This window comes from Pseudomonas sp. UBA4194 (assembly GCF_002379585.1).
GTDB lineage: Bacteria > Pseudomonadota > Gammaproteobacteria > Pseudomonadales > Pseudomonadaceae > Aquipseudomonas.
In genome coordinates, this window is record NZ_DFUE01000033.1 from 23,479 (window position 1) to 46,088 (window position 22,610).

27 protein-coding genes are annotated in these 22,610 nt (G+C 63.5%); 10 read left to right on the plus strand and 17 right to left on the minus strand.

The features are described from left to right. Positions 1-126 precede the first annotated feature (126 nt). From ftsY to rpoH, 4 genes are all read left to right on the plus strand, one after another. A complete protein-coding gene (gene ftsY / locus B3397_RS09020; RefSeq protein ID WP_296249227.1) occupies positions 127-1,656 on the plus strand; it encodes a signal recognition particle-docking protein FtsY in 1,530 nt (509 codons plus the stop codon). After that, entirely contained in the window at positions 1,653-2,324 is a 672-nt protein-coding gene (gene ftsE, locus B3397_RS09025) for a cell division ATP-binding protein FtsE (protein ID WP_043191541.1), read from the plus strand. Before ftsY ends, ftsE begins: the two co-directional genes overlap by 4 nt. Beyond that, entirely contained in the window at positions 2,321-3,352 is a 1,032-nt protein-coding gene (ftsX, locus tag B3397_RS09030; protein ID WP_296249228.1) for a permease-like cell division protein FtsX, read from the plus strand. The genes ftsE and ftsX overlap by 4 nt, the downstream gene beginning before the upstream one ends. Before the next feature lie 143 nt (positions 3,353-3,495). Further along, a complete protein-coding gene (rpoH, locus tag B3397_RS09035; RefSeq protein WP_296249229.1) occupies positions 3,496-4,350 on the plus strand; it encodes an RNA polymerase sigma factor RpoH in 855 nt (284 codons plus the stop codon). A gap of 97 nt (positions 4,351-4,447) precedes the next feature. On the opposite strand, the gene mtgA is transcribed toward rpoH, so the two are convergent. Then, complete coding sequence (mtgA, locus tag B3397_RS09040; RefSeq protein WP_296249230.1) at positions 4,448-5,170, minus strand: monofunctional biosynthetic peptidoglycan transglycosylase; 723 nt, start codon at positions 5,168-5,170, stop codon at positions 4,448-4,450. A gap of 79 nt (positions 5,171-5,249) precedes the next feature. On the opposite strand from mtgA, the gene B3397_RS09045 reads away from it, so the two are divergent. The 4 genes from B3397_RS09045 to trmB all read left to right on the plus strand — a co-directional run bounded on the left by B3397_RS09045 (position 5,250) and on the right by trmB (position 7,544). Further along, entirely contained in the window at positions 5,250-5,621 is a 372-nt protein-coding gene (locus tag B3397_RS09045) for a DUF423 domain-containing protein (protein ID WP_296249231.1), read from the plus strand. Between the two features lie 84 nt (positions 5,622-5,705). Continuing rightward, a complete protein-coding gene (gene thiS, locus B3397_RS09050; protein WP_296249232.1) occupies positions 5,706-5,906 on the plus strand; it encodes a sulfur carrier protein ThiS in 201 nt (66 codons plus the stop codon). Between the two features lie 111 nt (positions 5,907-6,017). Beyond that, positions 6,018-6,812, plus strand: a complete 795-nt coding sequence (locus tag B3397_RS09055; RefSeq protein WP_296249233.1) for a thiazole synthase — start codon at positions 6,018-6,020, stop codon at positions 6,810-6,812. Between the two features lie 9 nt (positions 6,813-6,821). Next, the gene (trmB, locus tag B3397_RS09060; RefSeq protein ID WP_296249234.1) at positions 6,822-7,544 is read left to right on the plus strand and encodes a tRNA (guanosine(46)-N7)-methyltransferase TrmB; all 723 of its coding nucleotides are present in this window, start codon (positions 6,822-6,824) and stop codon (positions 7,542-7,544) included. A gap of 91 nt (positions 7,545-7,635) precedes the next feature. Here trmB and B3397_RS09065 read toward each other — a convergent pair whose 3' ends face one another. From B3397_RS09065 to B3397_RS09100, 8 genes are all read right to left on the minus strand, one after another. Then, positions 7,636-7,959 (minus strand): DUF3392 domain-containing protein, encoded by a 324-nt coding sequence (locus B3397_RS09065; protein WP_296249236.1) that lies wholly within the window; start codon positions 7,957-7,959, stop codon positions 7,636-7,638. 10 nt (positions 7,960-7,969) lie between these two features. Next, positions 7,970-9,157 carry a radical SAM family heme chaperone HemW gene (hemW, locus tag B3397_RS09070; protein WP_296249238.1) on the minus strand — a complete coding sequence of 396 codons (1,188 nt, stop codon included), beginning with the start codon at positions 9,155-9,157 and terminating at the stop codon, positions 7,970-7,972. After that, entirely contained in the window at positions 9,154-9,750 is a 597-nt protein-coding gene (rdgB, locus tag B3397_RS09075) for an RdgB/HAM1 family non-canonical purine NTP pyrophosphatase (RefSeq protein ID WP_296249239.1), read from the minus strand. Before rdgB ends, hemW begins: the two co-directional genes overlap by 4 nt. A 117-nt stretch (positions 9,751-9,867) precedes the next feature. Beyond that, positions 9,868-10,488 carry a methionine biosynthesis protein MetW gene (metW, locus tag B3397_RS09080; RefSeq protein ID WP_296249240.1) on the minus strand — a complete coding sequence of 207 codons (621 nt, stop codon included), beginning with the start codon at positions 10,486-10,488 and terminating at the stop codon, positions 9,868-9,870. A gap of 7 nt (positions 10,489-10,495) precedes the next feature. Continuing rightward, a complete protein-coding gene (gene metX / locus B3397_RS09085; RefSeq protein ID WP_296249241.1) occupies positions 10,496-11,635 on the minus strand; it encodes a homoserine O-succinyltransferase MetX in 1,140 nt (379 codons plus the stop codon). 165 nt (positions 11,636-11,800) lie between these two features. Next, positions 11,801-12,391: a YggT family protein gene (locus B3397_RS09090; RefSeq protein WP_296249242.1), complete on the minus strand. Its 591-nt coding sequence runs from the start codon at positions 12,389-12,391 to the stop codon at positions 11,801-11,803. Between the two features lie 9 nt (positions 12,392-12,400). Then, the gene (proC, locus tag B3397_RS09095) at positions 12,401-13,222 is read right to left on the minus strand and encodes a pyrroline-5-carboxylate reductase (protein WP_296249243.1); all 822 of its coding nucleotides are present in this window, start codon (positions 13,220-13,222) and stop codon (positions 12,401-12,403) included. Continuing rightward, entirely contained in the window at positions 13,219-13,959 is a 741-nt protein-coding gene (locus tag B3397_RS09100; RefSeq protein ID WP_296249245.1) for a YggS family pyridoxal phosphate-dependent enzyme, read from the minus strand. Before B3397_RS09100 ends, proC begins: the two co-directional genes overlap by 4 nt. 66 nt (positions 13,960-14,025) lie before the next feature. Here B3397_RS09100 and B3397_RS09105 point away from each other — a divergent pair, with 66 nt between their 5' ends. Continuing rightward, a complete protein-coding gene (locus B3397_RS09105) occupies positions 14,026-15,060 on the plus strand; it encodes a type IV pilus twitching motility protein PilT (RefSeq protein WP_296249246.1) in 1,035 nt (344 codons plus the stop codon). Positions 15,061-15,119: 59 nt separating this feature from the next. Here the strand turns inward: B3397_RS09105 and B3397_RS09110 are convergent, their stop codons facing one another. Further along, a complete protein-coding gene (locus B3397_RS09110; protein WP_296249248.1) occupies positions 15,120-15,755 on the minus strand; it encodes a C40 family peptidase in 636 nt (211 codons plus the stop codon). A gap of 249 nt (positions 15,756-16,004) precedes the next feature. Between B3397_RS09110 and B3397_RS09115 the strand changes: the two genes are divergently transcribed. After that, positions 16,005-16,412 (plus strand): NINE protein, encoded by a 408-nt coding sequence (locus B3397_RS09115; protein ID WP_296249249.1) that lies wholly within the window; start codon positions 16,005-16,007, stop codon positions 16,410-16,412. A gap of 221 nt (positions 16,413-16,633) precedes the next feature. Here B3397_RS09115 and B3397_RS09120 read toward each other — a convergent pair whose 3' ends face one another. The 7 genes from B3397_RS09120 to gshB all read right to left on the minus strand — a co-directional run. After that, entirely contained in the window at positions 16,634-17,905 is a 1,272-nt protein-coding gene (locus tag B3397_RS09120; protein ID WP_296249250.1) for a dihydroorotase, read from the minus strand. Next, positions 17,902-18,906, minus strand: coding sequence for an aspartate carbamoyltransferase catalytic subunit (locus B3397_RS09125; RefSeq protein WP_296249251.1), 1,005 nt, complete (start codon positions 18,904-18,906; stop codon positions 17,902-17,904). The genes B3397_RS09120 and B3397_RS09125 overlap by 4 nt, the downstream gene beginning before the upstream one ends. A gap of 10 nt (positions 18,907-18,916) precedes the next feature. After that, positions 18,917-19,435, minus strand: coding sequence for a bifunctional pyr operon transcriptional regulator/uracil phosphoribosyltransferase PyrR (gene pyrR / locus B3397_RS09130; RefSeq protein ID WP_296249252.1), 519 nt, complete (start codon positions 19,433-19,435; stop codon positions 18,917-18,919). A 220-nt stretch (positions 19,436-19,655) separates the two neighbouring features. Beyond that, complete coding sequence (gene ruvX / locus B3397_RS09135; protein WP_296249253.1) at positions 19,656-20,096, minus strand: Holliday junction resolvase RuvX; 441 nt, start codon at positions 20,094-20,096, stop codon at positions 19,656-19,658. Continuing rightward, a complete protein-coding gene (locus B3397_RS09140; protein ID WP_296249255.1) occupies positions 20,096-20,665 on the minus strand; it encodes a YqgE/AlgH family protein in 570 nt (189 codons plus the stop codon). The genes ruvX and B3397_RS09140 overlap by 1 nt, the downstream gene beginning before the upstream one ends. Before the next feature lie 59 nt (positions 20,666-20,724). Further along, a complete protein-coding gene (locus B3397_RS09145; protein ID WP_296249256.1) occupies positions 20,725-21,630 on the minus strand; it encodes an energy transducer TonB in 906 nt (301 codons plus the stop codon). Between the two features lie 90 nt (positions 21,631-21,720). After that, positions 21,721-22,610, minus strand: an 890-nt coding sequence (gshB, locus tag B3397_RS09150; RefSeq protein ID WP_296249257.1) for a glutathione synthase, incomplete at its 5' end; no start/stop codon positions are given.

Sequence of the window (22,610 nt, forward strand, 5' to 3'; positions counted from 1 at the left end):
AACCTGTGCGGGCAACTCGACAAAATGTTGCGCGTGAACGAGCCGACGAAAAAGCAGTCTGTGTTGCGTCATAGAATTTTCCGACACGCCGCCTGGCGCGTCGCTACCTTGAGATAGCCGTCTTCCATGTTTGGTTCCAACGACGACAAAAAGACCCCGGCCCCGGCCGGCGAAAAGAAAGGCCTGTTCGGATGGCTGCGCAAGAAGCCGCAGGAAGCCCCCGCCGAGCAGCCACAAACACCTGCGCCCGAAGCGCCTGACACGGTCTCCGAGGCCTCGCTCGAAGCGGCAGTGGCACTTGCGCCAGAGCCGCTGCTGACGCCTGAGCCCGAAGCCGAGCCGCTTGCCGTGCAGCCGACCTCCGAGCCGACGGCCAGTCCGATTGCCGCCCAGCCGGCCCACGGCCTGGTGTTGCCGGTGCCGGAAGAGCCCGTGGCCCTGGTCGAGGATCTCGAGCCCCATGCGCCGCCGGCCATCCCGGCGCGTGCCGAGCCGGTAGCCGTTGTCGAGGCTGCACCGGCGGTGGTGCCTGAACCCGAGCCCGAGCCCGAGCCAGTCGTCGCAGCAATACCTGCACCTGCACCTGCACCAGCACCGGCGCCCGTACCCGCACCCGTTGTGCAGGCGCCGCCCGTGGCCGTGGTTGCCCCGGCGGTGCCAGCGGTCGCAGTCGATCCGGAACCCGTGTCCCTGCCGGTGCCTGCGGTCGCCCCCAGCGAAACCAAGGCTGGCTTCTTCGCCCGTCTCAAGCAGGGCCTGGCCAAAACCAGCGCCAGCCTTGGCGAAGGGATGGCCAGCCTGTTCCTGGGCAGCAAAGCCATCGACGACGACCTGCTCGAAGAGCTGGAAACTCGCCTGCTGACCGCCGACGTCGGGGTCGAGGCCACCTCGGTGATCATCCAGAGCCTGACGCGCAAGGTCGCGCGCAAGGAACTGACCAACGCCGACGCGCTGTACAAGGCGTTGCAGGCCGAACTCACCGCCCTGCTGCGTCCGGTGGAACAGCCGCTGGTGATCAACAGCGAACACAAGCCTTTCGTCATTCTGGTGGTAGGCGTCAACGGCGCCGGCAAGACCACGACCATCGGCAAGCTGGCCAAAAAGCTGCAGCTCGAAGGCAAGAAGGTCATGCTGGCCGCCGGCGACACCTTCCGCGCCGCGGCTGTGGAGCAGCTGCAGGTGTGGGGCGAGCGCAACAAGATTCCGGTCATTGCCCAGCATACTGGCGCCGACTCGGCCTCGGTGATCTTCGACGCGGTGCAGGCAGCCAAGTCCCGTGGCATCGACGTGCTGATCGCCGACACTGCCGGACGTCTGCACACCAAAGACAACCTGATGGAAGAGTTGAAGAAGGTTCGCCGGGTGATCGGCAAGCTCGATGAGCAGGCGCCTCACGAGGTGCTGCTGGTGCTCGATGCCGGCACTGGCCAGAACGCCATCAATCAGGCCAAGCAATTCAACCAGACGGTCGAGCTCACGGGCCTGGCCCTGACCAAGCTCGACGGCACGGCCAAGGGCGGCGTGATCTTCGCCCTGGCCAAGCAGTTCGGCCTGCCGATTCGTTACATCGGCGTCGGTGAAGGCATCGACGACCTGCGCACCTTCGAGGCCGAACCCTTTGTCCAGGCACTGTTTGCCGAGCGGGAGCGTTCATGATTCGATTCGAACAGGTTGCCAAGCGCTACCCCAATGGCCATGTCGGTTTGCATGAGCTGAGTTTCCGGGTGCGGCGGGGCGAGTTCCTGTTCGTGACCGGCCACTCCGGTGCCGGTAAAAGCACCCTGTTGCGCCTGCTGCTGGCAATGGAACGTCCCACCAGTGGCAAACTGCTGCTGGCCGGCCAGGATCTTGGCCAGATCACCAATGCGCAGATTCCGTTCCTGCGTCGGCAGATCGGCGTGGTGTTCCAGAACCACCAGTTGCTGTTCGACCGTACGGTGTTCAACAACATCGCGCTGCCCTTGCAGATTCTCGGGCTGTCCAAGCCCGAGATCGCCAAGAAGGTCGATTCGGCCCTCGAGCGCGTTGCCCTGGCCGACAAGGCCGAGCTGTATCCCGGTGACTTGTCCACCGGGCAGCAGCAGCGCGTCGGCATCGCCCGCGCCATCGTGCACCAGCCAGCCTTGCTGCTGGCCGACGAACCCACCGGCAACCTCGACCCGCGCCTGGCCGCGGAGATCATGGGGGTTTTCGAAGACATCAATCGCCTGGGTACCAGCGTCCTGATCGCCAGTCACGACCTGGCACTGATCGCGCGCATGCGCCATCGCATGTTGACGCTGCAGCGCGGCCGCCTGATCGGCGACGGGGAGGCAGGACAATGAGTGCGACACGCAGCCCCAAGGTCGCGGACCGCGTAGCGCCCAAGGCGGGCGATCCGCAGCCGCAGAAACCGAAGAAACGCCAGCATGACGATGACGACGGTCCGGATTTCAGCACCCTGCTGCGCGCCTGGATCGAAAGCCACCGCGCCAGCTGGGTCGACAGCCTGCGGCGCCTGGGCAAGCAGCCCATCGGCAGCTTCTTTACCTGCCTGGTGATGGCCGTGGCGCTGAGCCTGCCCATGGGCCTGTCGCTGCTGCTCAAGAACGTCGAGCGCCTGGGCGGCTCCTGGCAACGGGCGGCGCAGATCTCCTTGTACCTGGAACTCGATGCCGGTGAACGCGAAGGTCAGGCCCTGGTCACACAGATCAAGGGCCTGGCCGGCGTGGCCGATGCCGAGTTCGTCAGCCGCGAGAAGGCATTGGGCGAGTTCCAGCAGCAGTCCGGGCTGGGCGAGGCGCTCAAGGAGCTGCCCGAAAACCCGCTGCCCGGTGTGGTGGTGGTAACGCCTGAAGAGGTCGACAAGACCACGTTGGAAGCCTTGCGCCAGCAGCTGTCGGAATTGCCGAAGGTGCAGCAGGCGCAGCTGGACCTGGTGTGGGTCGAGCGCCTGGCGGCGATCCTCAAGCTGGGCGACCGTTTCGTGTTTGGCCTGACGCTGTTGCTGGTGTCGGCGTTGCTGCTCGTAATTGGTAACACTATCCGCCTGCACATCGAGAATCGCCGGGTCGAGATCGAGGTGATCAAGCTGGTGGGCGGCACCGACGCCTATGTGCGCAGGCCGTTCCTTTATATGGGCGCCTTGTATGGCTTCGGCGCAGGAGTTTTCGCGTGGGGCATACTGGCGTTCGGCCTTAACTGGCTGAACGACGCGGTGGTAGGGCTTTCCGGGTTGTATGGCAGCGATTTTGCCCTGGCCGGAGTGCCCGCTGCCGATGGTCTGTCCCTCTTGCTAGGAGCGGTATTGTTAGGGTATATCGGTGCATGGATTGCGGTTTGGCGTCACCTCAGAGAACTGGCGCCGCGTTGAGTAGAGTCAAGTAGCAGCATCTGTGTGAGTTAAATTTATTGTCATTGACCTGGTAGGTAATACAAGGAACTTGTCTCGCGGTTCCTGGTCAATTTTTCGCAGTGCCTACGGGCACGAGTCATGTGAGTCGGAGGTTTTTTCGTATGACCACTTCTTTGCAACCTGCTTATGCCTTGGTCCCGGGTGCAAACCTGGAAGCCTACGTGCATACGGTGAACAGCATTCCCTTGCTGACACCCGAGCAGGAGCGTGAACTGGCCGAGAGTCTCTACTATGAGCAGGATCTTGGGGCGGCTCGGCAGATGGTGCTCGCCCACCTGCGTTTTGTCGTGCATATCGCGCGCAGCTATTCGGGTTATGGTCTGGCTCAGGCCGATCTGATCCAGGAAGGTAACGTCGGCCTGATGAAGGCCGTGAAGCGTTTCAACCCGGAAATGGGTGTGCGCCTGGTGTCGTTCGCCGTGCACTGGATCAAGGCGGAAATCCACGAGTTCATCCTGCGCAACTGGCGCATCGTGAAAGTGGCTACCACCAAGGCCCAGCGCAAGCTGTTCTTCAACCTGCGCAGCCAGAAGAAGCGCCTGGCGTGGCTGAACAACGAGGAAGTCCACCGTGTGGCCGAAAGCCTTGGGGTGGAGCCACGTGAAGTGCGCGAGATGGAAAGCCGCTTGACTGGCCAGGACATGGCGTTCGATCCAGCTGCCGAAGCAGACGACGACAGCGCCTTCCAGTCGCCGGCCAACTACCTGGAAGATCATCGCTACGATCCAGCACGTCAGCTGGAAGACGCGGACTGGAGTGACAACTCCAACAGCAACCTGCACGAAGCCTTGCAGGTCCTGGATGATCGCAGCCGCGACATTCTCTACCAGCGCTGGCTGGCTGAAGAGAAGGCAACGCTGCACGAGCTGGCAGAGAAGTACAACGTGTCGGCCGAGCGGATTCGTCAGCTGGAAAAAAGCGCGATGAACAAGCTGAAGGTTTCGATCGCGGCCTGATGGATCGCGTCGAATGAAAAAGCCCCAACCTGGTTGGGGCTTTTTCGTTTGTGGGGTTTAGGCAGAGAGAGCCGTACGCGTTACGCTTTTAGCCTCCTCAATCCGCCCAAGGCGCCCGCCGCGAATGATTGAGCCGCACCAGATAGTCATTTCCGCCCAACTGGCTCATCTGCTTGCGAATCCAGCCCGCCCGTCGCGCCACATAAGGGCTTGGCCGGCTGGCGCTCCAGTTGCGCGGGTTGGGCAGTACCGCCGCCAGCAGGCTCGCCTGTTGGCGAGACAGATACGGCGCACCGACGCCAAAGTGATGCCGGGCTGCTGCTTCGGCGCCAAACACTCCCTCGTCCCATTCGGCACTGTTGAGGTATACCTCGAGAATCCGCTGCTTGGACCAGAAGATTTCGATCAGCCCGGTGAACCAGGCCTCCAGGCCCTTGCGCAGCCAGCTACGGCCAGACCACAGAAAAACGTTCTTGGCCACCTGCTGGCTCAAGGTGCTGGCGCCGCGTAGCGAGCCGCCTTCCTCGTTGTGCACGAACGCTGCGCGAATGGCGGCAATGTCGAAGCCCCAATGCTCGGCGAACTTCTGATCCTCGCCAGCGATCACTGCAACCTTGAGGTCGTCGGAGATCTCATCCCACGGACGCCAGCTACGTTGCAGGTCGATAGGTGTGCCGTCGATCCAGGATTCGATCTTGCGTTCCACCATCAGCATGGTGCCGGGTGGCGGAACGAAGCGAAAGATCACCACCACAGCGACGCTGACGACGGCGAACCAGAGCAAGGCCTTGCACAGACGACGGAAAAGGGAACGCAGCATAGAAGGCTTGGCCTAACCGGGTGAGCGGGCCATTATACAGACCCCGCGCCCGATGGCGGCTTTCTGAGGTCAATCCAACATGCTTCGTGGTTTCCTGCTGCTGACGGCATTTTTCGGCTTTACCGGTGTAGGCCTCGGGGCGTTCGCCGCCCATGGCCTGAAAAACCGGCTGAGCGCCGAATACCTGGCCATTTTCCAGACCGGCGTGACCTATCAACTGATCCATACCCTGGCGTTGTTTGGCGTGGCGCTGCTGAGCCTGCACCTGCCGGGCCGTCTGGTGGTCTGGGCCGGGGTGCTGTTCTGCCTGGGTATCGTGCTGTTTTCCGGCAGCCTCTACCTGCTCACCCTCACCGGTGTCAGCAAGCTGGGGATCGTCACACCCTTCGGTGGGCTGGCTTTTCTGGCCGGGTGGGCGTGCCTGGGGCTGCTGGCGTGGCGCCTGGGTTGAGTGCGCGAATGGTCGGCTGGTCCTTGGGAATCCTGGGCGATCGGGCTAGAATGCTGACCCCAAAAAATGATGGCTGCTAACGGCATGCGCATTCAATTGAACGGTGATCCCTTTGAACTGCCAGACGGCGAAACCGTGTCTGGCCTGCTCACTCGGCTGGACCTGGCTGGCCGCCGCGTTGCGGTGGAGCTGAACCAGGATATCGTCCCGCGTAGCCAGCACGGCGAGACCGTGCTGGGCGAAGGCGACCAGATCGAAGTGGTCCACGCCATCGGCGGTGGCTAAACCCACCGCCAGCGTTGCGCACCAACCAACGGGTCGCGGGGGTGTCCTCCAGAGCCCCGATTGCGGGCAGCGCCCGCGCCCGCATACCTGCACCGCACGAGAGGAATTCCGATGAGCAATGCTCGCACTGACAAGCCGTTCACCCTGGCAGGTCGTACCTTCGAGTCGCGCCTTCTGGTGGGCACCGGCAAGTACCGTGACCTGGAGCAAACCCGACTGGCCATCGAAGCCTCGGGAGCCGAAATCGTCACCGTGGCGGTGCGCCGCACCAATATCGGCCAGAACCCTGGCGAGCCTAACCTGCTCGACGTGTTGCCGCCGGACCGCTACACCATCCTGCCTAACACCGCCGGTTGCTACGACGCCGTGGAAGCCGTGCGCACCTGTCGCCTGGCCCGTGAGCTGCTCGATGGCCACAACCTGGTGAAGCTGGAAGTGCTGGCGGATCAGAAAACCCTGTTTCCCAACGTCATCGAAACCCTCAAGGCCGCCGAAGTGCTGGTCAAGGACGGTTTCGACGTAATGGTGTACACCAGTGATGACCCGATCATTGCCCGGCAACTGGCCGAAATCGGCTGCATCGCCGTAATGCCGCTGGCGGGCCTGATCGGCACCGGCCTGGGCATCTGCAACCCCTACAACCTGCAGATCATCCTGGAAGAAGCCAAGGTTCCTGTGCTGGTGGATGCCGGGGTGGGTACCGCTTCCGACGCCACCATCGCCATGGAACTGGGCTGCGAGGCCGTGCTGATGAACTCGGCCATCGCCCACGCCCAGGACCCGATCATGATGGGCGCCGCCATGAAACACGCCATCATCGCCGGGCGCATGGCCTACCTCGCCGGACGTATGCCGAAAAAACTTTATGCCAGCGCCTCTTCGCCGCTGGATGGCCTGATCAAGTAAGAGCCCCCGATGACTGACTCGCAAGAAACGCCAACGCCGACCGAAGGCGAACCGCGCCAACACCGCGCCATCAAGAGTTTCGTGATGCGCGCCGGACGCATGACCGAAGGCCAGCAGCGCGGCCTGGACCAAGGCAAGCCGCTGTTCGTGCTGCCCCTGGCCGACGCGCCGGTGGACTTTGACCAGGTGTTTGGGCGCAGCGCGCCGCGCACCCTGGAAATCGGTTTCGGCATGGGCCACTCGCTGCTGGAGATGGCCGCTGCCTCGCCGGAGCTGGATTTCATTGGCGTGGAAGTGCATCGCCCCGGCGTCGGTGCGTTGCTCAATGGCGTGCTGACCCAGGGCCTGAAAAACCTGCGGGTCTACGATTGCGACGCCATCGAGGTGCTCAAGCAATGCGTGGCCGACAACAGTCTGGATCGTCTGCTGCTGTTCTTCCCGGACCCTTGGCACAAGGCGCGCCACCACAAGCGTCGCATCGTCCAGCCGGCCTTTGCCGAATTGGTCCGCAGCAAGCTCAAGGTTGGCGGTGTGCTGCACATGGCCACCGACTGGGAGCCCTATGCCGAGTACATGCTGGAAGTGATGAACGTGGCCCCCGGTTATCGCAACCAGGGGGCGGACGGCGGCTGCGTGCCACGCCCGGCCGAGCGCCCGATCACCAAGTTCGAACGCCGCGGCGAGCGCCTGGGGCACGGGGTGTGGGATCTGAAGTTCGAAAAGGTGGACTGAATTCTTGCAGGAGCAGTGCCTGCTCTATCGCGGGCAGAGCCTGCTCCCACACCGGATCTTCGCAATCACGCAGATCCGGTGTGGGCGCGTATCACTTGCGATCCGCCACGATCCCCAGCAACACCAGTACCACCAACAGCACCGGCGCCAGGCTGTAGTTGTTGAATTGGCTCAACCCGCGCAGCACCCAAGGCGTTGCATAGATCAGCGCCGCACCACTGCCGATCACGCACAGCAGTGCGATCAGTGGCACCCGCAGCGCGCCCGCCAGCGAGCCTAGACGGCCTTCGGCCCAGGCCTTCACGTCAGCGCCGAACAACACCAGCAGACAGCCCACCAGCGCCAGGGAAATTTCCGAGAGGTTGCTGCGACTCCAGCGGGAAACCGTGGCGAGCAGATCAAGCACTAAATCCATTGGGCAATCCTTAAACCAGGAAATATTGCAGCAGGTCGTTGAGGAACAGCTGTCCCCGGGGGGTGGCGACCAGACGCGTCGGTTCGACCTGCAAAAGGCCCTTTTGTTCGGCCTCCCGGCGGGCCTTGGCAAGATCGGCCAGGGCCAGGCCGGTACGCTCGGCGAACAACGCGGCATCCACCCCTTGAGTCAGGCGCAAGGCGTTCATCAGGAACTCGAACGGCAGCTCGTCCACGGTCAGGGCCTTCTCGCCGGCCTTGAAGCTTTTCGCCGGGTTGAGGAAATCCTTGGGCAGCCGGGTTTTCCAGGTGCGCGCAATGCGCCCGTCCGGATGGCTGAGCTTGCCGTGGGCCCCGGCGCCGATACCGATGAAGTCGCCGAAGCTCCAGTAATTGAGGTTGTGGCGCGCCGCCTTGCCGGGCTTGGCGTAGGCGGAGACTTCGTACTGGGTGTAGCCATGCTCGGCCAGCAGCGCCTGGCCCGCTTCCTGGATGTCCCAGAGAATGTCGTCTTCGGGCAGCAGCGGTGGCTGGTTCCAGAACACTGTGTTCGGCTCCAGCGTCAGTTGGTACCAGGACAGGTGGGTGGGGGCCAGCGCGATGGCCTGGCGCAGATCATCCAGCGCGTCTTCCAGAGACTGGTCGGGCAAGCCGTGCATCAGGTCCAGGTTGAAGTTATCGAAGCCGGCGCGGCGGGCCATTTCGGCGGCGCGCAGGGCTTCATCGCCGGTATGGATACGGCCCAGCGCTTCCAGCTTCTGCGGCTGGAAGCTTTGGATGCCGATCGACAGGCGATTGATGCCCAGCTTGCGATAGGCAATGAATTTTTCCTGCTCGAAGGTCCCGGGGTTGGCTTCCAGGGTGATCTCGATATCCGCTGCAAAGGGGATGCGCTGCTCCACGCCCGCGAGCAGGCGACCCAGCGCCGCCGCACTGAACAGGCTGGGGGTGCCGCCGCCGAAGAAGATCGACGTCAGTGGCCGGCCGTGAACGGACGGCAGATCCTGGTCCAGGTCAGCCAGCAGGGCGTCGACGTATTCCTGCTCCGGCAGCACCGGGCTGGCGGCATGGGAATTGAAGTCGCAATAAGGGCATTTGCGTACGCACCACGGGATGTGGATGTACAGCGCCAGCGGCGGCAACTGCGCCAGCGCAGGGCCGTGGGCGCTGGCGGACGAGTAGAGCAGCTCGGTGGTCATGCCAGGCCCAGACGTTGGCGCAGCAACGCCATGGCGCGCGCGCGGTGGCTGATCAGGTTCTTCTCGGCCGGGCTCAATTCGGCGCTGGAGCAATTGCGCTCGGGCACCCAGAACAGCGGGTCATAACCGAACCCGTGCTCGCCGCTGGCGGCCTGCATGATACGGCCATGCCACAGGCCTTCGCAGAGGATGGGCAGAGGATCGTCGGCATGTCGGACCAGGGCCAGTACGCAGACGAATTGCGCACCGCGCTGGTCTTCGGGCACGTCTTTGAGGGCGTCCAGCAGTTTGGCGTTGTTCGCGGCGTCGCCTTGGCCATCGGCGTAGCGGGCCGAGTAGATGCCAGGAGCGCCGCCGAGGTAATCCACCGCCAGCCCGGAGTCATCGGCCAGCGCCGGCAGCCCGGAAAGCCGCGAAGCGTTGCGCGCCTTGAGAATGGCGTTCTCGACGAACGACAGGCCGGTTTCCTCCGGCTCTACCTGGCTGAACTCGCCGACCGAGCGAAGTTGCACCGAGCCGCCGAGCATGGCTTGCAGTTCCTTGAGCTTGCCGGCGTTGTGGCTGGCGAGGACGAGTTGGGTGAGGTTGTTCATCGTAGGGTCCGGGGTGTGTGGGTTGCTGGGGAGAGGGCGGTGTCGGTGCCGAACCCGATAAAAGGCCCCTGTGGGAGCGGGCTCTGCCCGCGATGGGCGCGACGGGGTAGCGGGTGCCTACACCGCCACCCGATGCTCCCGCAGCCCCGGGCTGCTCACCCGATAGATGCCGATCTCACCCAAAAGGTTAGGCCAGATCTTGCTTGCCCACCCGTGGCGGTGCTGTTGATCCACCGCCAGGCGGTTCAGGACCTGGGCGCGGCGTTCATGGCACAGGGCTTCGAAGTCGGCGAAGGTGCAGAAGTGGATGTTCGGCGTGTTGTACCAGGTGTAGGGAAGGAATTCCGAAACCGGCATGTGCCCCTTGCTCGCCAGATACCAGCGGCAGCGCCAGTGGCCGAAGTTGGGGAAGGTGATGATGCACTGGCGACCGACGCGCAGCATCTCGTCGAGAATCCGGTCGGGGTATTCGACCGCTTGCAGTGCCTGGGTCATCACGACGATATCGAAGCTGTTGCTGGCAAAGTTGCCCAGGCCCTTGTCCAGGTCCTGCTCGATGACGTTGATGCCCTTGCGCACGCACTCGGTGATGTTGTCGGCATCGATTTCCAAGCCATAACCGGTGACTTGCTTGTTGTCACGCAGCCAGGCCAGCAGTTCACCGTCGCCGCAGCCCAGGTCGAGGACCCGGCTGCCGGCAGGAATCCAGTCCTGGATGATTTCTAGATCGGCTCTCATGAAGGCCTCAGAGTGCAATGCGGTTCATGTAGCTGCTGAACGCCTGCAGATACCGCGGGATAGGGATCAGGAAAGCGTCATGGCCTTGCGGCGCGTCGATTTCCAGGTAGCAGACGTCTTTCTTGGCCGCCATCAGGGCGTCCACCAGTTCCCGCGAACGGGCCGGGGAGAAGCGCCAGTCGGTGGTGAACGACATCACGCAGAACTTGGCTTTGACGTTGGCGAACGTGGCGGCCAGGTCGTCGTTGTGCGCGGCGGCCGGGTCGAAGTAATCCAGCGCCTTGGTCATCAACAGGTAGGTGTTGGCGTCGAAACGACCGGAAAACTCCTCGCCCTGATAGCGCAGGTAGCTTTCCACCTGGAATTCCACGCTGTGGAAGTCGTAGTTGAGCTTTTCACTCTTCAGGCCCCGGCCGAATTTCTCGCCCATTGAGTCATCGGAGAGGTAGGTGATATGCCCGACCATGCGCGCCAGCATCAAGCCGCGCTTGGGGATCACGCCATGGGCCTGGAAATCGCCGCCGTGGAATTCGGGGTCGGACAGGATGGCTTGGCGTGCCACTTCGTTGAAGGCGATGTTCTGCGCGCTCAGCTTGGGTGCCGAGGCGATGGCCAGGCAATGGCGCACCCGGTCAGGGTAGGTGATGGTCCATTGCAGCGCCTGCATGCCGCCCAGGCTGCCACCGACCACCGCCGCCCACTGGCTGACGCCCAGGTAGTCGGCCAGGCACGCCTGGCTGTGTACCCAGTCTTCCACGGTCAGCACCGGGAAGTCGGCGCCGAACGGCTTGCCGGTTTCCGGGTTGATGCTGCTGGGGCCGGTAGAGCCGTTGCAGCCACCCAGGTTATTGAGGCTGACAACGAAGAAGCGATTGGTGTCGATCGGTTTGCCCGGGCCGATGCAGCTGTCCCACCAGCCCGGCTTGCGGTCTTCGCTGGAGTGAAAACCCGCGGCGTGGTGATGACCGGACAGGGCGTGGCAGATCAGCACAGCGTTGCTGGCGGTGGCGTTGAGCTGGCCGTAGGTTTCGTAGATCAGGTCGTAGGCCGGCAACGAACGCCCGCAGGCCAGGGCCAGAGGTTCGCTGAAATGGGCAATTTGTGGAACGACCAGACCGACGGAGTCGTCGGGAAAGACAGTGGACATCGACCCTGCTCACGCATGAATGAGGCGTAAGTCTAAAGAGGGCGGGGGATGGGGGCAAGCGGGTGATGGTTGGGGATTTGCGGCGCAGGGTCCCCTCACCCCGCAGCTGTTGGCCCCCTCTCCCTCAGGGNNGGGTTGGGGTGAGGGGACCCTGCACCACGGTTATCAGATCAGCATGCGCAGGATCTGCGGCATTCCCGTGCTCATCGCCAGATTATTGATCACCAGCATATCCAGCAGCTTCAACACCATGAACGCCAGGATCGGCGAGATATCCAGCCCGCCCAGGTTCGGCACGATGCGGCGGAACGGTGCCAGGGCCGGTTCGCAGATCTGGTTGACCAGCTCGGCGCCGGGGTTGTGGCTCTGTGGCGCGACCCACGACAGGATCACGCTGATGATCATGGCGAAGAAGAAGATCTTCAGAAACAGCGCGGTGACCCCGATGATCGACCACACCAGCAGTTGCAGCGGGTTGCCGGTGGTGCCGTAAGCCAGCAGCAGTGTCAGGGCCATGACGATCATCTGGATGACGATCGACAGCAACAGCGAAGACATGTCCAGGCCGAACAGGCTGGGGATGATCCGCCGGATGGGCTTGAGCAGCGGCTGGGTGGCGCGCACGATGAACTGGCTGAGCGGGTTGTAGAAGTCTGCGCGCACCAGTTGCAGCACGAAGCGCAGCAGCATGATCAGCAGGTACAGACTGCCCAAGGTTTGCACGACGTAGATCGCCGCGGTATTGAGACCGTACATGAAAGCTCCTTATTTACCCAGTTGTTCGGCCAGTTCGGCCGAGCGATGGGCGGCGGCGCCCAGGGCCTTCTCCACCAAGGCTTCGAAGCCATTGGCCTGGAACGATTTGATGGCCGCTTCGGTGGTGCCGGCGGGTGAGGTGACGCGGCGGCGCAGCTCGGCGGCATCGACGTCGCTGGCCACTGCCATGTGCGCGGCGCCCAGGGCGGTCTGCAGGGTCAGGCGAGCGGCGGTTTCATGGGGCAGGCCCAGTTTCTCGCCGGCGGCGGTCATGGCCTCGATGAGCAGGAAGAAATACGCAGGGCCACTGCCGGACACCGCAGTGACGGCGTCCAGCTGTTGTTCTTCGTCCAGCCACAGGGCCAGACCCACCGCGTTGAGCAGGTCTTCGGCCTGCTGGCGTTGCTCGGCGCTGACGTCGGCGGTGGCGTACAACCCGCTGGTGCCTTGGCGCAGCAGCGCCGGGGTGTTGGGCATGCAGCGTACGATCGGCTGTTGCCCGCCGAGCCAGGCCTGCATGCTGGCGCAGGTGATGCCGGCGGCGATGGAGACCACCAGTTGCCCGGGCTTGAGGCTCGGCGCCAATGTCTGGCAGACCTCTTTCATGCCTTGCGGCTTGACCGCCAGCACCACCACGTCAGCGCCATCGGCTGCCTGGGCGTTATCGGCAAACACTTCGATGCCGTGCTCGGCAGCGACCTTGTCGCGCTGCTCGACACCGCGGTCGCTGGCACGAATGTGGCTGGCTTCGACGCCCTGGGCACGCAGGCCGCCGATCAGGCTGGCGGCCATGTTGCCGGCGCCGATAAAGGCAATACGAGTCTTGCTCATGAAGGATCCTTGGTGAAGGGTGGAAGGCCCGCGTCGGGGTTGGCTCTGGTCGTGTCCTGGCCATAGTCGCGGGCACCGAACAGGGCCGTGCCGATGCGAACCCAGGTGGCGCCCTGTGCGATGGCGGCCTCCAGGTCATGGCTCATGCCCATGGATAGCGTATCGAGGGGCAGGTTCAAGTCTTCTTGCAGGGTGCGTACCCGGGCGAAGGCGGCGTCTTGCGCAGCACGGTCGTCGCTGGGTTCGGGAATGGCCATCAGGCCGCGCAGACGCAGGTTGGGCAGCTCGCCGATGGCCTGGGCCAATGCCGGCAGATCGGCAGGCGCACAGCCGGATTTGCTCGCTTCGCCACTGACGTTGACCTGGATGCAGATATTCAGCGCCGGCAGCTCGGCGGGGCGTTGCTCGCTGAGCCGTTGAGCGATCTTGAGGCGGTCCACGGAATGTACCCAGGCAAAGTGTTCGGCGATAGCGCGCGTCTTGTTCGACTGAATGGGGCCGATGAAATGCCAGATCAAGGGGATATCTTTTAATTCATCCTGTTTGCCCAGGGCTTCCTGCAGGTAGTTCTCGCCGAAATCGCAGATCCCCGCCGCGAATGCTTCACGTACGGCAGCGGCGGGCTTGGTCTTGCTCACGGCCAGCAGGCCGATAGCGCCGGGCGCGCGTTGCGCCGTGACGGCCGCGGCGGCGATTCGGGCACTCACTTGCGAAATGTTGTCTGCTATCGTGGACATTGAATTCGTGCCGGCGGGTTTCAGGTCTGCGGCATTCTACCTGCTTGTCTGTATTTGGGGAGTCTCATGGACATTACCGAGCTGTTGGCCTTCAGTGCGAAACAAGGCGCATCCGACCTGCACCTTTCCGCAGGCCTGCCGCCAATGATTCGCGTCGACGGCGATGTACGGCGCATCAACCTGCCGGCACTGGACGACAAACAAGTCCAGGCGCTGATCTACGACATCATGAACGACAAGCAGCGCAAGGACTTCGAGGAGTTCCTGGAGACCGACTTCTCGTTCGAGGTGCCAGGTGTGGCGCGTTTCCGGGTCAACGCCTTCAACCAGAATCGCGGTGCGGGTGCAGTGTTTCGGACCATTCCCTCGAAGGTCCTGAGCATGGATGACCTGGGCATGGGAGATGTGTTTCGCAAGATTACCGAAGTACCCCGCGGGCTGGTGCTGGTCACCGGGCCGACCGGTTCGGGCAAGTCGACCACCCTGGCGGCGATGATCGACTACCTGAACAACAACAAGCACCACCACATTCTCACTGTCGAGGATCCGATCGAGTTCGTTCACGAATCCAAGAAGTGCCTGGTCAACCAGCGTGAAGTGCACCGCGATACCCTGGGTTTCTCCAACGCCCTGCGCTCGGCGCTGCGCGAAGACCCGGACGTGATTCTGGTGGGCGAGATGCGCGACCTGGAAACCATTCGCCTGGCGCTGACGGCTGCCGAGACCGGTCACCTGGTGTTCGGCACGCTGCACACCACGTCGGCCGCCAAGACCATCGACCGGGTGGTGGACGTGTTCCCCGCCGAGGAAAAGTCCATGGTCCGCTCGATGCTGTCCGAGTCACTGCAGGCGGTGATTTCCCAGACCCTGCTGAAGAAGATCGGCGGCGGTCGGGTGGCGGCTCATGAAATCATGATCGGCACACCGGCCATTCGTAACCTGATCCGTGAGGACAAGGTGGCGCAGATGTACTCGTCGATTCAGACCGGGGGTTCGTTGGGGATGCAGACACTGGACATGTGCCTGAAGAACCTGCTGGCGCAGGGGTTGATCAGCCGGGACAGCGCGCGGGAGAAGGCCAAGTCGCCGGATAATTTTTAGGTTGGGGTGAGGGGGGACGCGGCTTACGCCGCTGCTACGGCGTAAGGCGCGTCGGGGGGTTAGCGCTGGACGACGCGCAGCGTTGGCTCTTTGGGCAGGACGCGCTTGGCGACGGCGTAATGGGTGTTCCAGTACGGCTTCTTCAGGGTATCGATGGTCACAGCCTTGCCGCGGCGCGGGGCATGGATGAAACGGTCGTTGCCCAGATAGATCGCCACGTGATTGACCTTGCGGCTCTTGATGTTGAAGAACACCAGGTCGCCCGGTTTCAGGTCTTTGCGTTCAACCTTCACACCGTGGCCTGCAGCCATGGCGTTGGAGGTGCGCGGCAGGTCTACGGCCTTGACGTCGTTGAAGGCGTATTTGACCAGGCCACTGCAGTCAAACCCCTTGCTCGGGCTACTGCCGCCCCAGCGGTAAGGCGTGCCCAGCACGTTCACCGCGCGGCTCAGCACGTCGCTGCTCTGCTTGGACGGCATGGTCGCCAGCTTGCTGGTGGTGACGCTGGCCAGCGCGGCGGAGTTGCCCGGCGCCCGGCGCACGACGATGCGTGGCGCATGGCTGGATTGTTCGGAACCGGCTTTGGCGGTGTAGCCATTGAAGCCGGCAGGAAGTCGTTGCTCACGGTTGGTGGCGTGGGCGGCCAGGGGCAATAATAGGCAGATAGTCAGCCATGTCTTGAAGAAAGGACGCATTCGGCAGGGCTCATATGGATAGGCGCGCAACTTTATAACAGCTTTTTGTGTGGTTTTTAATCCGCTGGTCGACGTCGAAAGGTCGCAAATGGCACCTTTGCGGTGCAAAATTGTCCTTTGTGCGGCACGCAAGTCAGGTGCTACAAGGGTTCAGCACCTGTCGGTCACAGAAATGCCATACGTCGGGACAGGACAAAAAAGTCACACATTTGTTTAGAAAATTTTTATATCAGAGGGATCGAGTCAAGTATGAACAGCTATCAGAGCTATGATACCCACAGCAAAGTGATGGGTTATCTGCTGTGGATCCTGGGGTTCACCGGCGCTCATCGTTTCTATTACGGCAAGCCGGTAACCGGCACGATCTGGTTCTTTACCCTCGGCTTGCTGGGCATCGGCTGGATCATCGACCTGTTCCTGATCCCGGCCATGGATCGTCAGGCAGACATCCGTTTTCACGGGGGTCAGACCAACTACAGCGTGGCATGGGTGCTGCTGACGTTTCTCGGCTTGTTCGGTGTGCACCGCATGTACATGGGCAAGTGGATCACCGGGGTGATCTATCTGCTGACCGGTGGGTTGTTTCTGGTGGGTATTCTGTATGACTTCTGGACGTTGAATGACCAGGTGTCGTTGGAGAATGCACAGCGGCGGTAGGGATTTGCGGTGGGGCTGAGGGCCTCTCGCGGGCAGAGCCCGCTCCCACAGGGGATTTGTGGTGGGGCTGAGGGCCTCATCGCGGGCAGAGCCCGCTCCCACAGGGGATTTGCGGTGGGGCTGAGGGCCTCTCGCGGGCAGGGCCCGCTCCCACAGGGGGGTGGGAGTGGCGCAGGTCACTTGTGGGAGCGGGCTCTGCCCGCGATGGGCGCGCTGCGGTATCAGCTGGTAAAACTGATATGCCCATCCACCAACGTATGGCGAACCATGCCTGGCAGGCTATGGCCCAGGAACGGACAGTTGGCGCCCTTGGACAGCCAGCGCTCGCCCGCCACCGTCGACACACCTGGATCGAACACCACCAGATCGGCCGCCGCACCCACCTGCAGGCGTCCCGCCGGCAAGCGCAGGGCATCGGCCGGCCCCTGGCCCAGACGCGCCAGCAGCGTCGGCAGATCCAGCAAACCGTCTTCCACCAAGGTCAACGCCAGCGGCAACAGCAACTCGACGCTGCTGATGCCCGGCTCGGTGGCACCAAACGGCGCCAGCTTGGCATCCCGCTCGTGGGGCTGGTGATGGCTGGAGATGGCTTGTACCACACCACTTTTCACCGCCTGGCGCAGCCCTTCGCGGTCAGCGCTGGAGCGCAGGGGCGGTTGTACGTGGTACAGGCTGGAGAATCCGGTCAGGGCCTCGTCGGTCAGAATCAACTGATACAGCGCCACATCCGCCGTCACCGGCAGGCCGCGGGCCTGGGCCTGTTCGATCAGCTTCACGCCGCGGGCTGTGGTCAGCTGGCTGAAGTGGGCACGCACACCACTTTGCTCGACCAGCAGCAGGTCCCGGGCCAGGGCCACGGTCTCAGCAGTTTCCGGAATCCCCGGCAGACCCAGGAAGCTGGCCGTCGGGCCTTCATGGGCCAGGCCGCCAGCGGCCAGGTCACAGTCCTGGGAGTGGAACACCACGGTCAGGTCGAACGTGGCCGCGTATTCCAACGCCCGGCACAGGGTGCGGTTGTTGGGGAAGCTGCTCAGGCCGTTGCCAAAGGCAATGCAGCCGGCGTCACGCAAGGCCACCAGTTCGGCCAGTTGCTCGCCTTCCAGGCCTTTGCTCAGGGCGCCAATGGGATAAACCTTGGCGTGGCCGGCTTCGCGGGCGCGATCCAGAATCAGCTCGGCCACCGCCGTGGTGTCCAGAATCGGCTTGGTCAGCGGCGGGCAGCACAGGCTGGTAACACCGCCGGCCGCTGCGGCGCGGGTTTCACTGGCGACGGTGCCTTTGCGGCTGTAGCCAGGCTCTCGCAGGGAAACGCTGAGGTCGACCAGGCCTGGCGCGACCACCAGGCCGGTGGCGTCCAGGGTCTGGCTGGGGCTGAAGCCTGCGGGTGCAGCACCCACGGCCACGATCCGGCCCTCGCTGACGTGCAGGTCGCTGAGCTGGTCCAGGCCACTGGCGGGGTCGATGACGCGGGCGCCGAGAATACTGAGGCTCACTGGGCGCTCTCCTGCTCGAATTGACGTTGCGCGGTTTGTCCGCTCATGGCCATGGACAGCACCGCCATGCGGACGGCGATGCCGTAGGTCACTTGATTGAGGATCACCGAGTGGGGGCCGTCGGCCACTGCCGACTCGATTTCCACACCACGGTTGATCGGCCCCGGGTGCATGACGATGGCGTCCGGCTTGGCCCCGGCCAATCGCGCCGTGGTCAGGCCGAACAAGCGGTAGAACTCGCCTTCGCTGGGCAGCAGGCCGCCATTCATGCGCTCGCGTTGCAGACGCAGCATGATCACCACGTCGACGTCTTTGAGGCCCTGTTCCAGGTCGGTGTAGACCTTCACGCCGTACTGCTCGACACCGATCGGCAGCAGGGTCTTGGGCCCGATCACGCGGATGTCCCGGCAACCCAGGGTCTTGAGGGCAATCATGTTCGAGCGCGCCACGCGCGAGTGCAAGATGTCACCGACGATGGCCACCGAGAGGTTCTCGAAACCGCCTTTGTGGCGGCGGATGGTCAGCATGTCGAGCATGCCCTGGGTCGGGTGCGCATGGCGGCCGTCACCGCCGTTGATGATGGCAACGTCCGGGCATACGTGCTCGGCGATGAAGTGAGCGGCGCCGGAGTCGGCATGGCGTACCACGAACATGTCCGCCGCCATGGCCTCGAGATTGCGCAAGGTGTCGAACAGGGTTTCGCCCTTGCTGGTCGAGGAGGTCGATACGTTCAGCGTGATCACGTCGGCCGACAGCCGCTGGGCCGCCAGTTCGAAGGTGGTGCGGGTGCGCGTGGAGTTCTCGAAGAACACATTGCATACGGTCTTGCCGCGCAGCAGCGGGACTTTCTTGACGGCGCGAGCGCCGACCTCAAGGAAGGAGTCGGCGGTGTCGAGCAATTCGGTCAACAGTTCCCGGGGCAGGCCGTCCAGGGACAGGAAGTGGCGGAGCTGGCCCTGGTCATTGAGCTGCAGCGGGCGCTTGGCGTCGATAGGCGTCATGGCGGGGCTCTTAAAGGGTGGAGGCGGAAACGAGGTCCTGGCGCTCGAGGGCGAGCGGGGCGGGGCCGAGCAATTTTACCCGTTCGTGGGCGGCCAGTGACAGGGTGGCGCCGACCACATCGGGGCGGATCGGCAGTTCGCCGGCATCCAGGTCCAGCAGACTGACCAGCGTCACACTGGCCGGCCGGCCATAGTCGAACAGTTCATTGAGGGCCGCACGGATGGTGCGGCCGCTCATCAGCACGTCGTCGATCAATACCAGGTGCTGGCCCTCGATCTCGAATGGCAGCTCGGAGGGGCGCACTTGCGGGTGCAGGCCGTTCTGGCTGAAGTCGTCGCGGTAGAACGACACGTCCAGGGTGCCCAGCGGTTCCGTGCTGCCCAGCGCCTCGAGCAATGCCTGAGCGACCCAGACACCGCCGGTACGGATGCCGATGAAGCGCGGCTCGTGGATGGAGCGTCTGGCCAGATGCGCCTTGAGATCGACAGCCATCGCGCTGATCAGCTCAGCGGGGTTGGGAAGGCTCATGTGTGCTCCTGTGTGTGGGTGTTGGGTGGTCGGCATGGCGCAAGATCGGTGTGGACCCCATCGCGGGCAGAGCCCGCTCCCACATGGGTACGTGGATTCCTGTGGGCCACATTGGAACGCGGACTCCTGTGGGGGCCTGGTTCCACATTGGGGCGCGGACTCCTGTGGGAGCGGGTTCTACCCGCGATGGGGGCCACGCGGTAATCAAGGTCGCATCCGATCAACGATCAAAAGACCCCGCATGCTCCTCGAGCCAGCCCTGCAGCAACAGCTTGGCGGCGATGGCGTCTACCGGGTTGTCACGATAACTGCCGCGCTGTCCGCCGCGGGCCATGCGCTCGCCCTTGGCTTCGAAGGTGGTCAGGCGCTCGTCGTGGGTGTGGACCGGGATGTTGAAGCGGCCATTGAGGCGACGGGCAAATTTCTCGGCGCGTTCGCTCATGTCGCTGGGACTGCCGTCCATGTTCAACGGCAAACCGACGACGATGGCATCGGGTTGCCATTCCTTGATCAGGGCTTCGACCCTGGTCCAGTCGGGCACGCCGTTCTGGGCTTTCAAGGTGCACAGCTCGCGGGCCTGGCCGGTGATCACCTGGCCGACCGCGAAGCCGATCTGTTTGGTGCCGTAGTCCACGCCCAGCAGCAGTTTGGGACTTGCCATCAGGCGTGGCCCGCCTGGCTGGTGAGCAGGCTCAAATTGATGCCCAGGCGTGCCGCGGCGGCAGCCAGACGCTGTTCGCTGTTCATCTCGAACAGGATATCGGCGTCGAACGGGCACGTCAGCCAGGCGTTGTCCGCCAGTTCCGCTTCCAGCTGCCCTGCATCCCAGCCGGCATAGCCCAGGGTGATCAGGCTCTTGGCCGGGCCGGCGCCGTCGGCGATGGCGAACAGCACGTCCTGGGAGGTGGAGAGGGAAATCTCGCCCAACTGCACCGTGGCCTGGAACACCGGCCCGCTGGGGTGCAACACGAAACCACGGTCGGTCTGCACCGGGCCACCGTTGTAGATCGGCACGTGCTGGCAGGCCGGCGGTGGATCGATGTCCGGTCGCAACTGCTCGAGAATGTCCGCCAGGCTCAAGTCCTGGGCGCGGTTGACTACCAGACCCATGGCGCCATTGGCCGTGTGCTCGACGATGTAGGTCAAGGTCTGGGCAAAGTTCGGGTCGGCCATGTGCGGCATGGCAATCAGAAACTGATGCTTGAGGTAGGTCGGGTCGACGTTTTTCATAGGGTGTAGTGTGGCGTCGGTGCGCCAAGCTGACAAGCTGAGGCGCGTACTTTCATGTGTCAGTTGCTTTGCAGTCGATCGCCCTTGGCGAAACGCCAGGTGCGGATGATCTCCAGGCGGTCGACGTCTGCCAGATCCCCGGTGAACGGCGCGAAGGGCGCGGCCAGGCGCACGATGCGCTGCGCCGCCTGGTCCAGCAACGGCTGACCGGACGATTCGAGCACCAGCACCTCGTACAGCGAGCCGTCGCTGTTGATCGAGACCATCAGCCTCAAGCTACCGTAGATCTGCTGACGCCGGGCTTCTTCGGGATAATTCAGGTTGCCGATGCGTTCGACTTTCTTGCGCCAGTCGTCCTTGTACCAGGCACCCTTGTCGCGCATGGTCGAGGCCGCGCTCAACCGATGGATGCGCGGGCGCTTGGCATAGGCCTGCTGCTCATGAGAGAGCTCGGCTTCGAGGCTGGCAATCTCGCTGGACAGCTGCGAACTGTCGAAATCCGGGGTGGCGGCCTTGGGCGTGGGTTCGGGTTTGGCCGGCGGTGGCCGGGCTTCGGTCTTGACCGGTTTGGGCGCGGTGGTGGCCACGGCTTTTTTTACCGGCGCCGGCTCGGGCTGCGCGGCAGGTTTGGGCGCCGGTGGCGGGGTCACCTTGTTGATCTTGCTGTCCTGGAACGGCGCGACCTCGGTAGTCTTGGGCACGGCTTTCTTGTCCAGGGTACCGCTGCCCTGCTGATTGTCCTGGGCCAGGTAATCGGCCTGCTTGGGCGCAACCTGGCTCTTGAACGGCGCCAGGGTCACTTCCAGGGTCTTGCTGATTTCCGGCGGCTTTTCCACGCTGAAGCTCACGCCGACAATCAGCGCCACGTGCACCAGAGCAGCGAGGAACAGGGTGAACCCCAGACGATCCGCAGGGCGGGGGCCGATGCGAGTCAATTCGGTGGGCAGGTCGGCAGGCAAGGTCATGAAAAATCCAGCAGTCTTGCATCCCGGGCGGTGATGCACGCCCGAGAACTGAAAAGGGCGAGCATCATAACCTGTCCCCGGGTGGCTACGTCAGCGTGCCTTGAGCTTGCGATCAATGGCGTCCATCAACTGTCCGCCGATGTCGGTATTGAAGGCCGCATCGATTTCGCGAATGCAGGTAGGGCTGGTGACGTTGATTTCGGTGAGGTTCTCGCCGATCACGTCCAGACCCACGAACAGCAGGCCTTTCTCGCGCAGGGTCGGGCCGACCTGTTCGGCGATCCAGCGGTCCTTGTCGCTCAGCGGACGAGCTTCGCCACGGCCACCGGCGGCCAGGTTGCCGCGGGTCTCGCCGCTGGCCGGGATACGTGCCAGGCAGTAGGGCACCGGCTCGCCATCGATCATCAGGATGCGCTTGTCGCCATCGACGATCGCCGGCAGGTAGCGCTGCGCCATGATCTGCTGGGTGCCCAGTACGGTCAGGGTTTCCAGGATCACCGAGAGGTTGGGGTCGCCCGGGCGATGGCGGAAGATCGAGGTGCCGCCCATGCCATCCAGCGGTTTGAGAATCACGTCGCCGTGCTCGGCGACGAACTCGCGCAGGATGTCGGCACGACGGCTGACCATGGTCGGCGGGGTCAGCTGTGGAAACAGCGTGGCGAACATCTTTTCGTTGCAGTCGCGCAGGCTCTGGGGCTTGTTGACTACCAGCACGCCATCGTTCTCGGCTTGCTCGAGCAGGTAGGTGGAATAAACGAATTCCAGGTCGAAGGGCGGGTCCTTGCGCATCAGGATGACGTCCAGGTCGGCCAGGGGCGCGTCGATTTCGGACTCGAATTCGAACCAGTGCTCGGGGTCGGCGAACACCTTCAACGGCCGCATCCGCGCGCGGGCCTGGCCCTTGGCCTGGTAGAGATCCTGGATTTCCATGTGCATCAGCGTCCAGCCACGGGCCTGGGCAGCCAGCAGCATGGCCAGCG

What these genes read in the sequence shown, in the direction of transcription:
- B3397_RS09065 (WP_296249236.1), bottom strand. Translation starts at nt 7,959, where the DNA reads ATGGATTTAGTGCTTGATCTGCTCGCCACGGTTTCCCGCTGGAGTCGC.
- B3397_RS09055 (WP_296249233.1), top strand. Translation starts at nt 6,018, where the DNA reads ATGAGCAATGCTCGCACTGACAAGCCGTTCACCCTGGCAGGTCGTACC.
- ftsE (WP_043191541.1), top strand. Translation starts at nt 1,653, where the DNA reads ATGATTCGATTCGAACAGGTTGCCAAGCGCTACCCCAATGGCCATGTC.
- rdgB (WP_296249239.1), bottom strand. Translation starts at nt 9,750, where the DNA reads ATGAACAACCTCACCCAACTCGTCCTCGCCAGCCACAACGCCGGCAAG.
- B3397_RS09105 (WP_296249246.1), top strand. Translation starts at nt 14,026, where the DNA reads ATGGACATTACCGAGCTGTTGGCCTTCAGTGCGAAACAAGGCGCATCC.
- ftsY (WP_296249227.1), top strand. Translation starts at nt 127, where the DNA reads ATGTTTGGTTCCAACGACGACAAAAAGACCCCGGCCCCGGCCGGCGAA.
- pyrR (WP_296249252.1), bottom strand. Translation starts at nt 19,435, where the DNA reads ATGAGCCTTCCCAACCCCGCTGAGCTGATCAGCGCGATGGCTGTCGAT.
- trmB (WP_296249234.1), top strand. Translation starts at nt 6,822, where the DNA reads ATGACTGACTCGCAAGAAACGCCAACGCCGACCGAAGGCGAACCGCGC.
- hemW (WP_296249238.1), bottom strand. Translation starts at nt 9,157, where the DNA reads ATGACCACCGAGCTGCTCTACTCGTCCGCCAGCGCCCACGGCCCTGCG.
- B3397_RS09090 (WP_296249242.1), bottom strand. Translation starts at nt 12,391, where the DNA reads ATGTACGGTCTCAATACCGCGGCGATCTACGTCGTGCAAACCTTGGGC.
- B3397_RS09115 (WP_296249249.1), top strand. Translation starts at nt 16,005, where the DNA reads ATGAACAGCTATCAGAGCTATGATACCCACAGCAAAGTGATGGGTTAT.
- B3397_RS09100 (WP_296249245.1), bottom strand. Translation starts at nt 13,959, where the DNA reads ATGTCCACGATAGCAGACAACATTTCGCAAGTGAGTGCCCGAATCGCC.
- metX (WP_296249241.1), bottom strand. Translation starts at nt 11,635, where the DNA reads ATGTCCACTGTCTTTCCCGACGACTCCGTCGGTCTGGTCGTTCCACAA.
- rpoH (WP_296249229.1), top strand. Translation starts at nt 3,496, where the DNA reads ATGACCACTTCTTTGCAACCTGCTTATGCCTTGGTCCCGGGTGCAAAC.
- ruvX (WP_296249253.1), bottom strand. Translation starts at nt 20,096, where the DNA reads ATGGCAAGTCCCAAACTGCTGCTGGGCGTGGACTACGGCACCAAACAG.
- B3397_RS09125 (WP_296249251.1), bottom strand. Translation starts at nt 18,906, where the DNA reads ATGACGCCTATCGACGCCAAGCGCCCGCTGCAGCTCAATGACCAGGGC.
- B3397_RS09145 (WP_296249256.1), bottom strand. Translation starts at nt 21,630, where the DNA reads ATGACCTTGCCTGCCGACCTGCCCACCGAATTGACTCGCATCGGCCCC.
- B3397_RS09045 (WP_296249231.1), top strand. Translation starts at nt 5,250, where the DNA reads ATGCTTCGTGGTTTCCTGCTGCTGACGGCATTTTTCGGCTTTACCGGT.
- proC (WP_296249243.1), bottom strand. Translation starts at nt 13,222, where the DNA reads ATGAGCAAGACTCGTATTGCCTTTATCGGCGCCGGCAACATGGCCGCC.
- ftsX (WP_296249228.1), top strand. Translation starts at nt 2,321, where the DNA reads ATGAGTGCGACACGCAGCCCCAAGGTCGCGGACCGCGTAGCGCCCAAG.
- thiS (WP_296249232.1), top strand. Translation starts at nt 5,706, where the DNA reads ATGCGCATTCAATTGAACGGTGATCCCTTTGAACTGCCAGACGGCGAA.
- mtgA (WP_296249230.1), bottom strand. Translation starts at nt 5,170, where the DNA reads ATGCTGCGTTCCCTTTTCCGTCGTCTGTGCAAGGCCTTGCTCTGGTTC.
- metW (WP_296249240.1), bottom strand. Translation starts at nt 10,488, where the DNA reads ATGAGAGCCGATCTAGAAATCATCCAGGACTGGATTCCTGCCGGCAGC.
- B3397_RS09110 (WP_296249248.1), bottom strand. Translation starts at nt 15,755, where the DNA reads ATGCGTCCTTTCTTCAAGACATGGCTGACTATCTGCCTATTATTGCCC.
- B3397_RS09140 (WP_296249255.1), bottom strand. Translation starts at nt 20,665, where the DNA reads ATGAAAAACGTCGACCCGACCTACCTCAAGCATCAGTTTCTGATTGCC.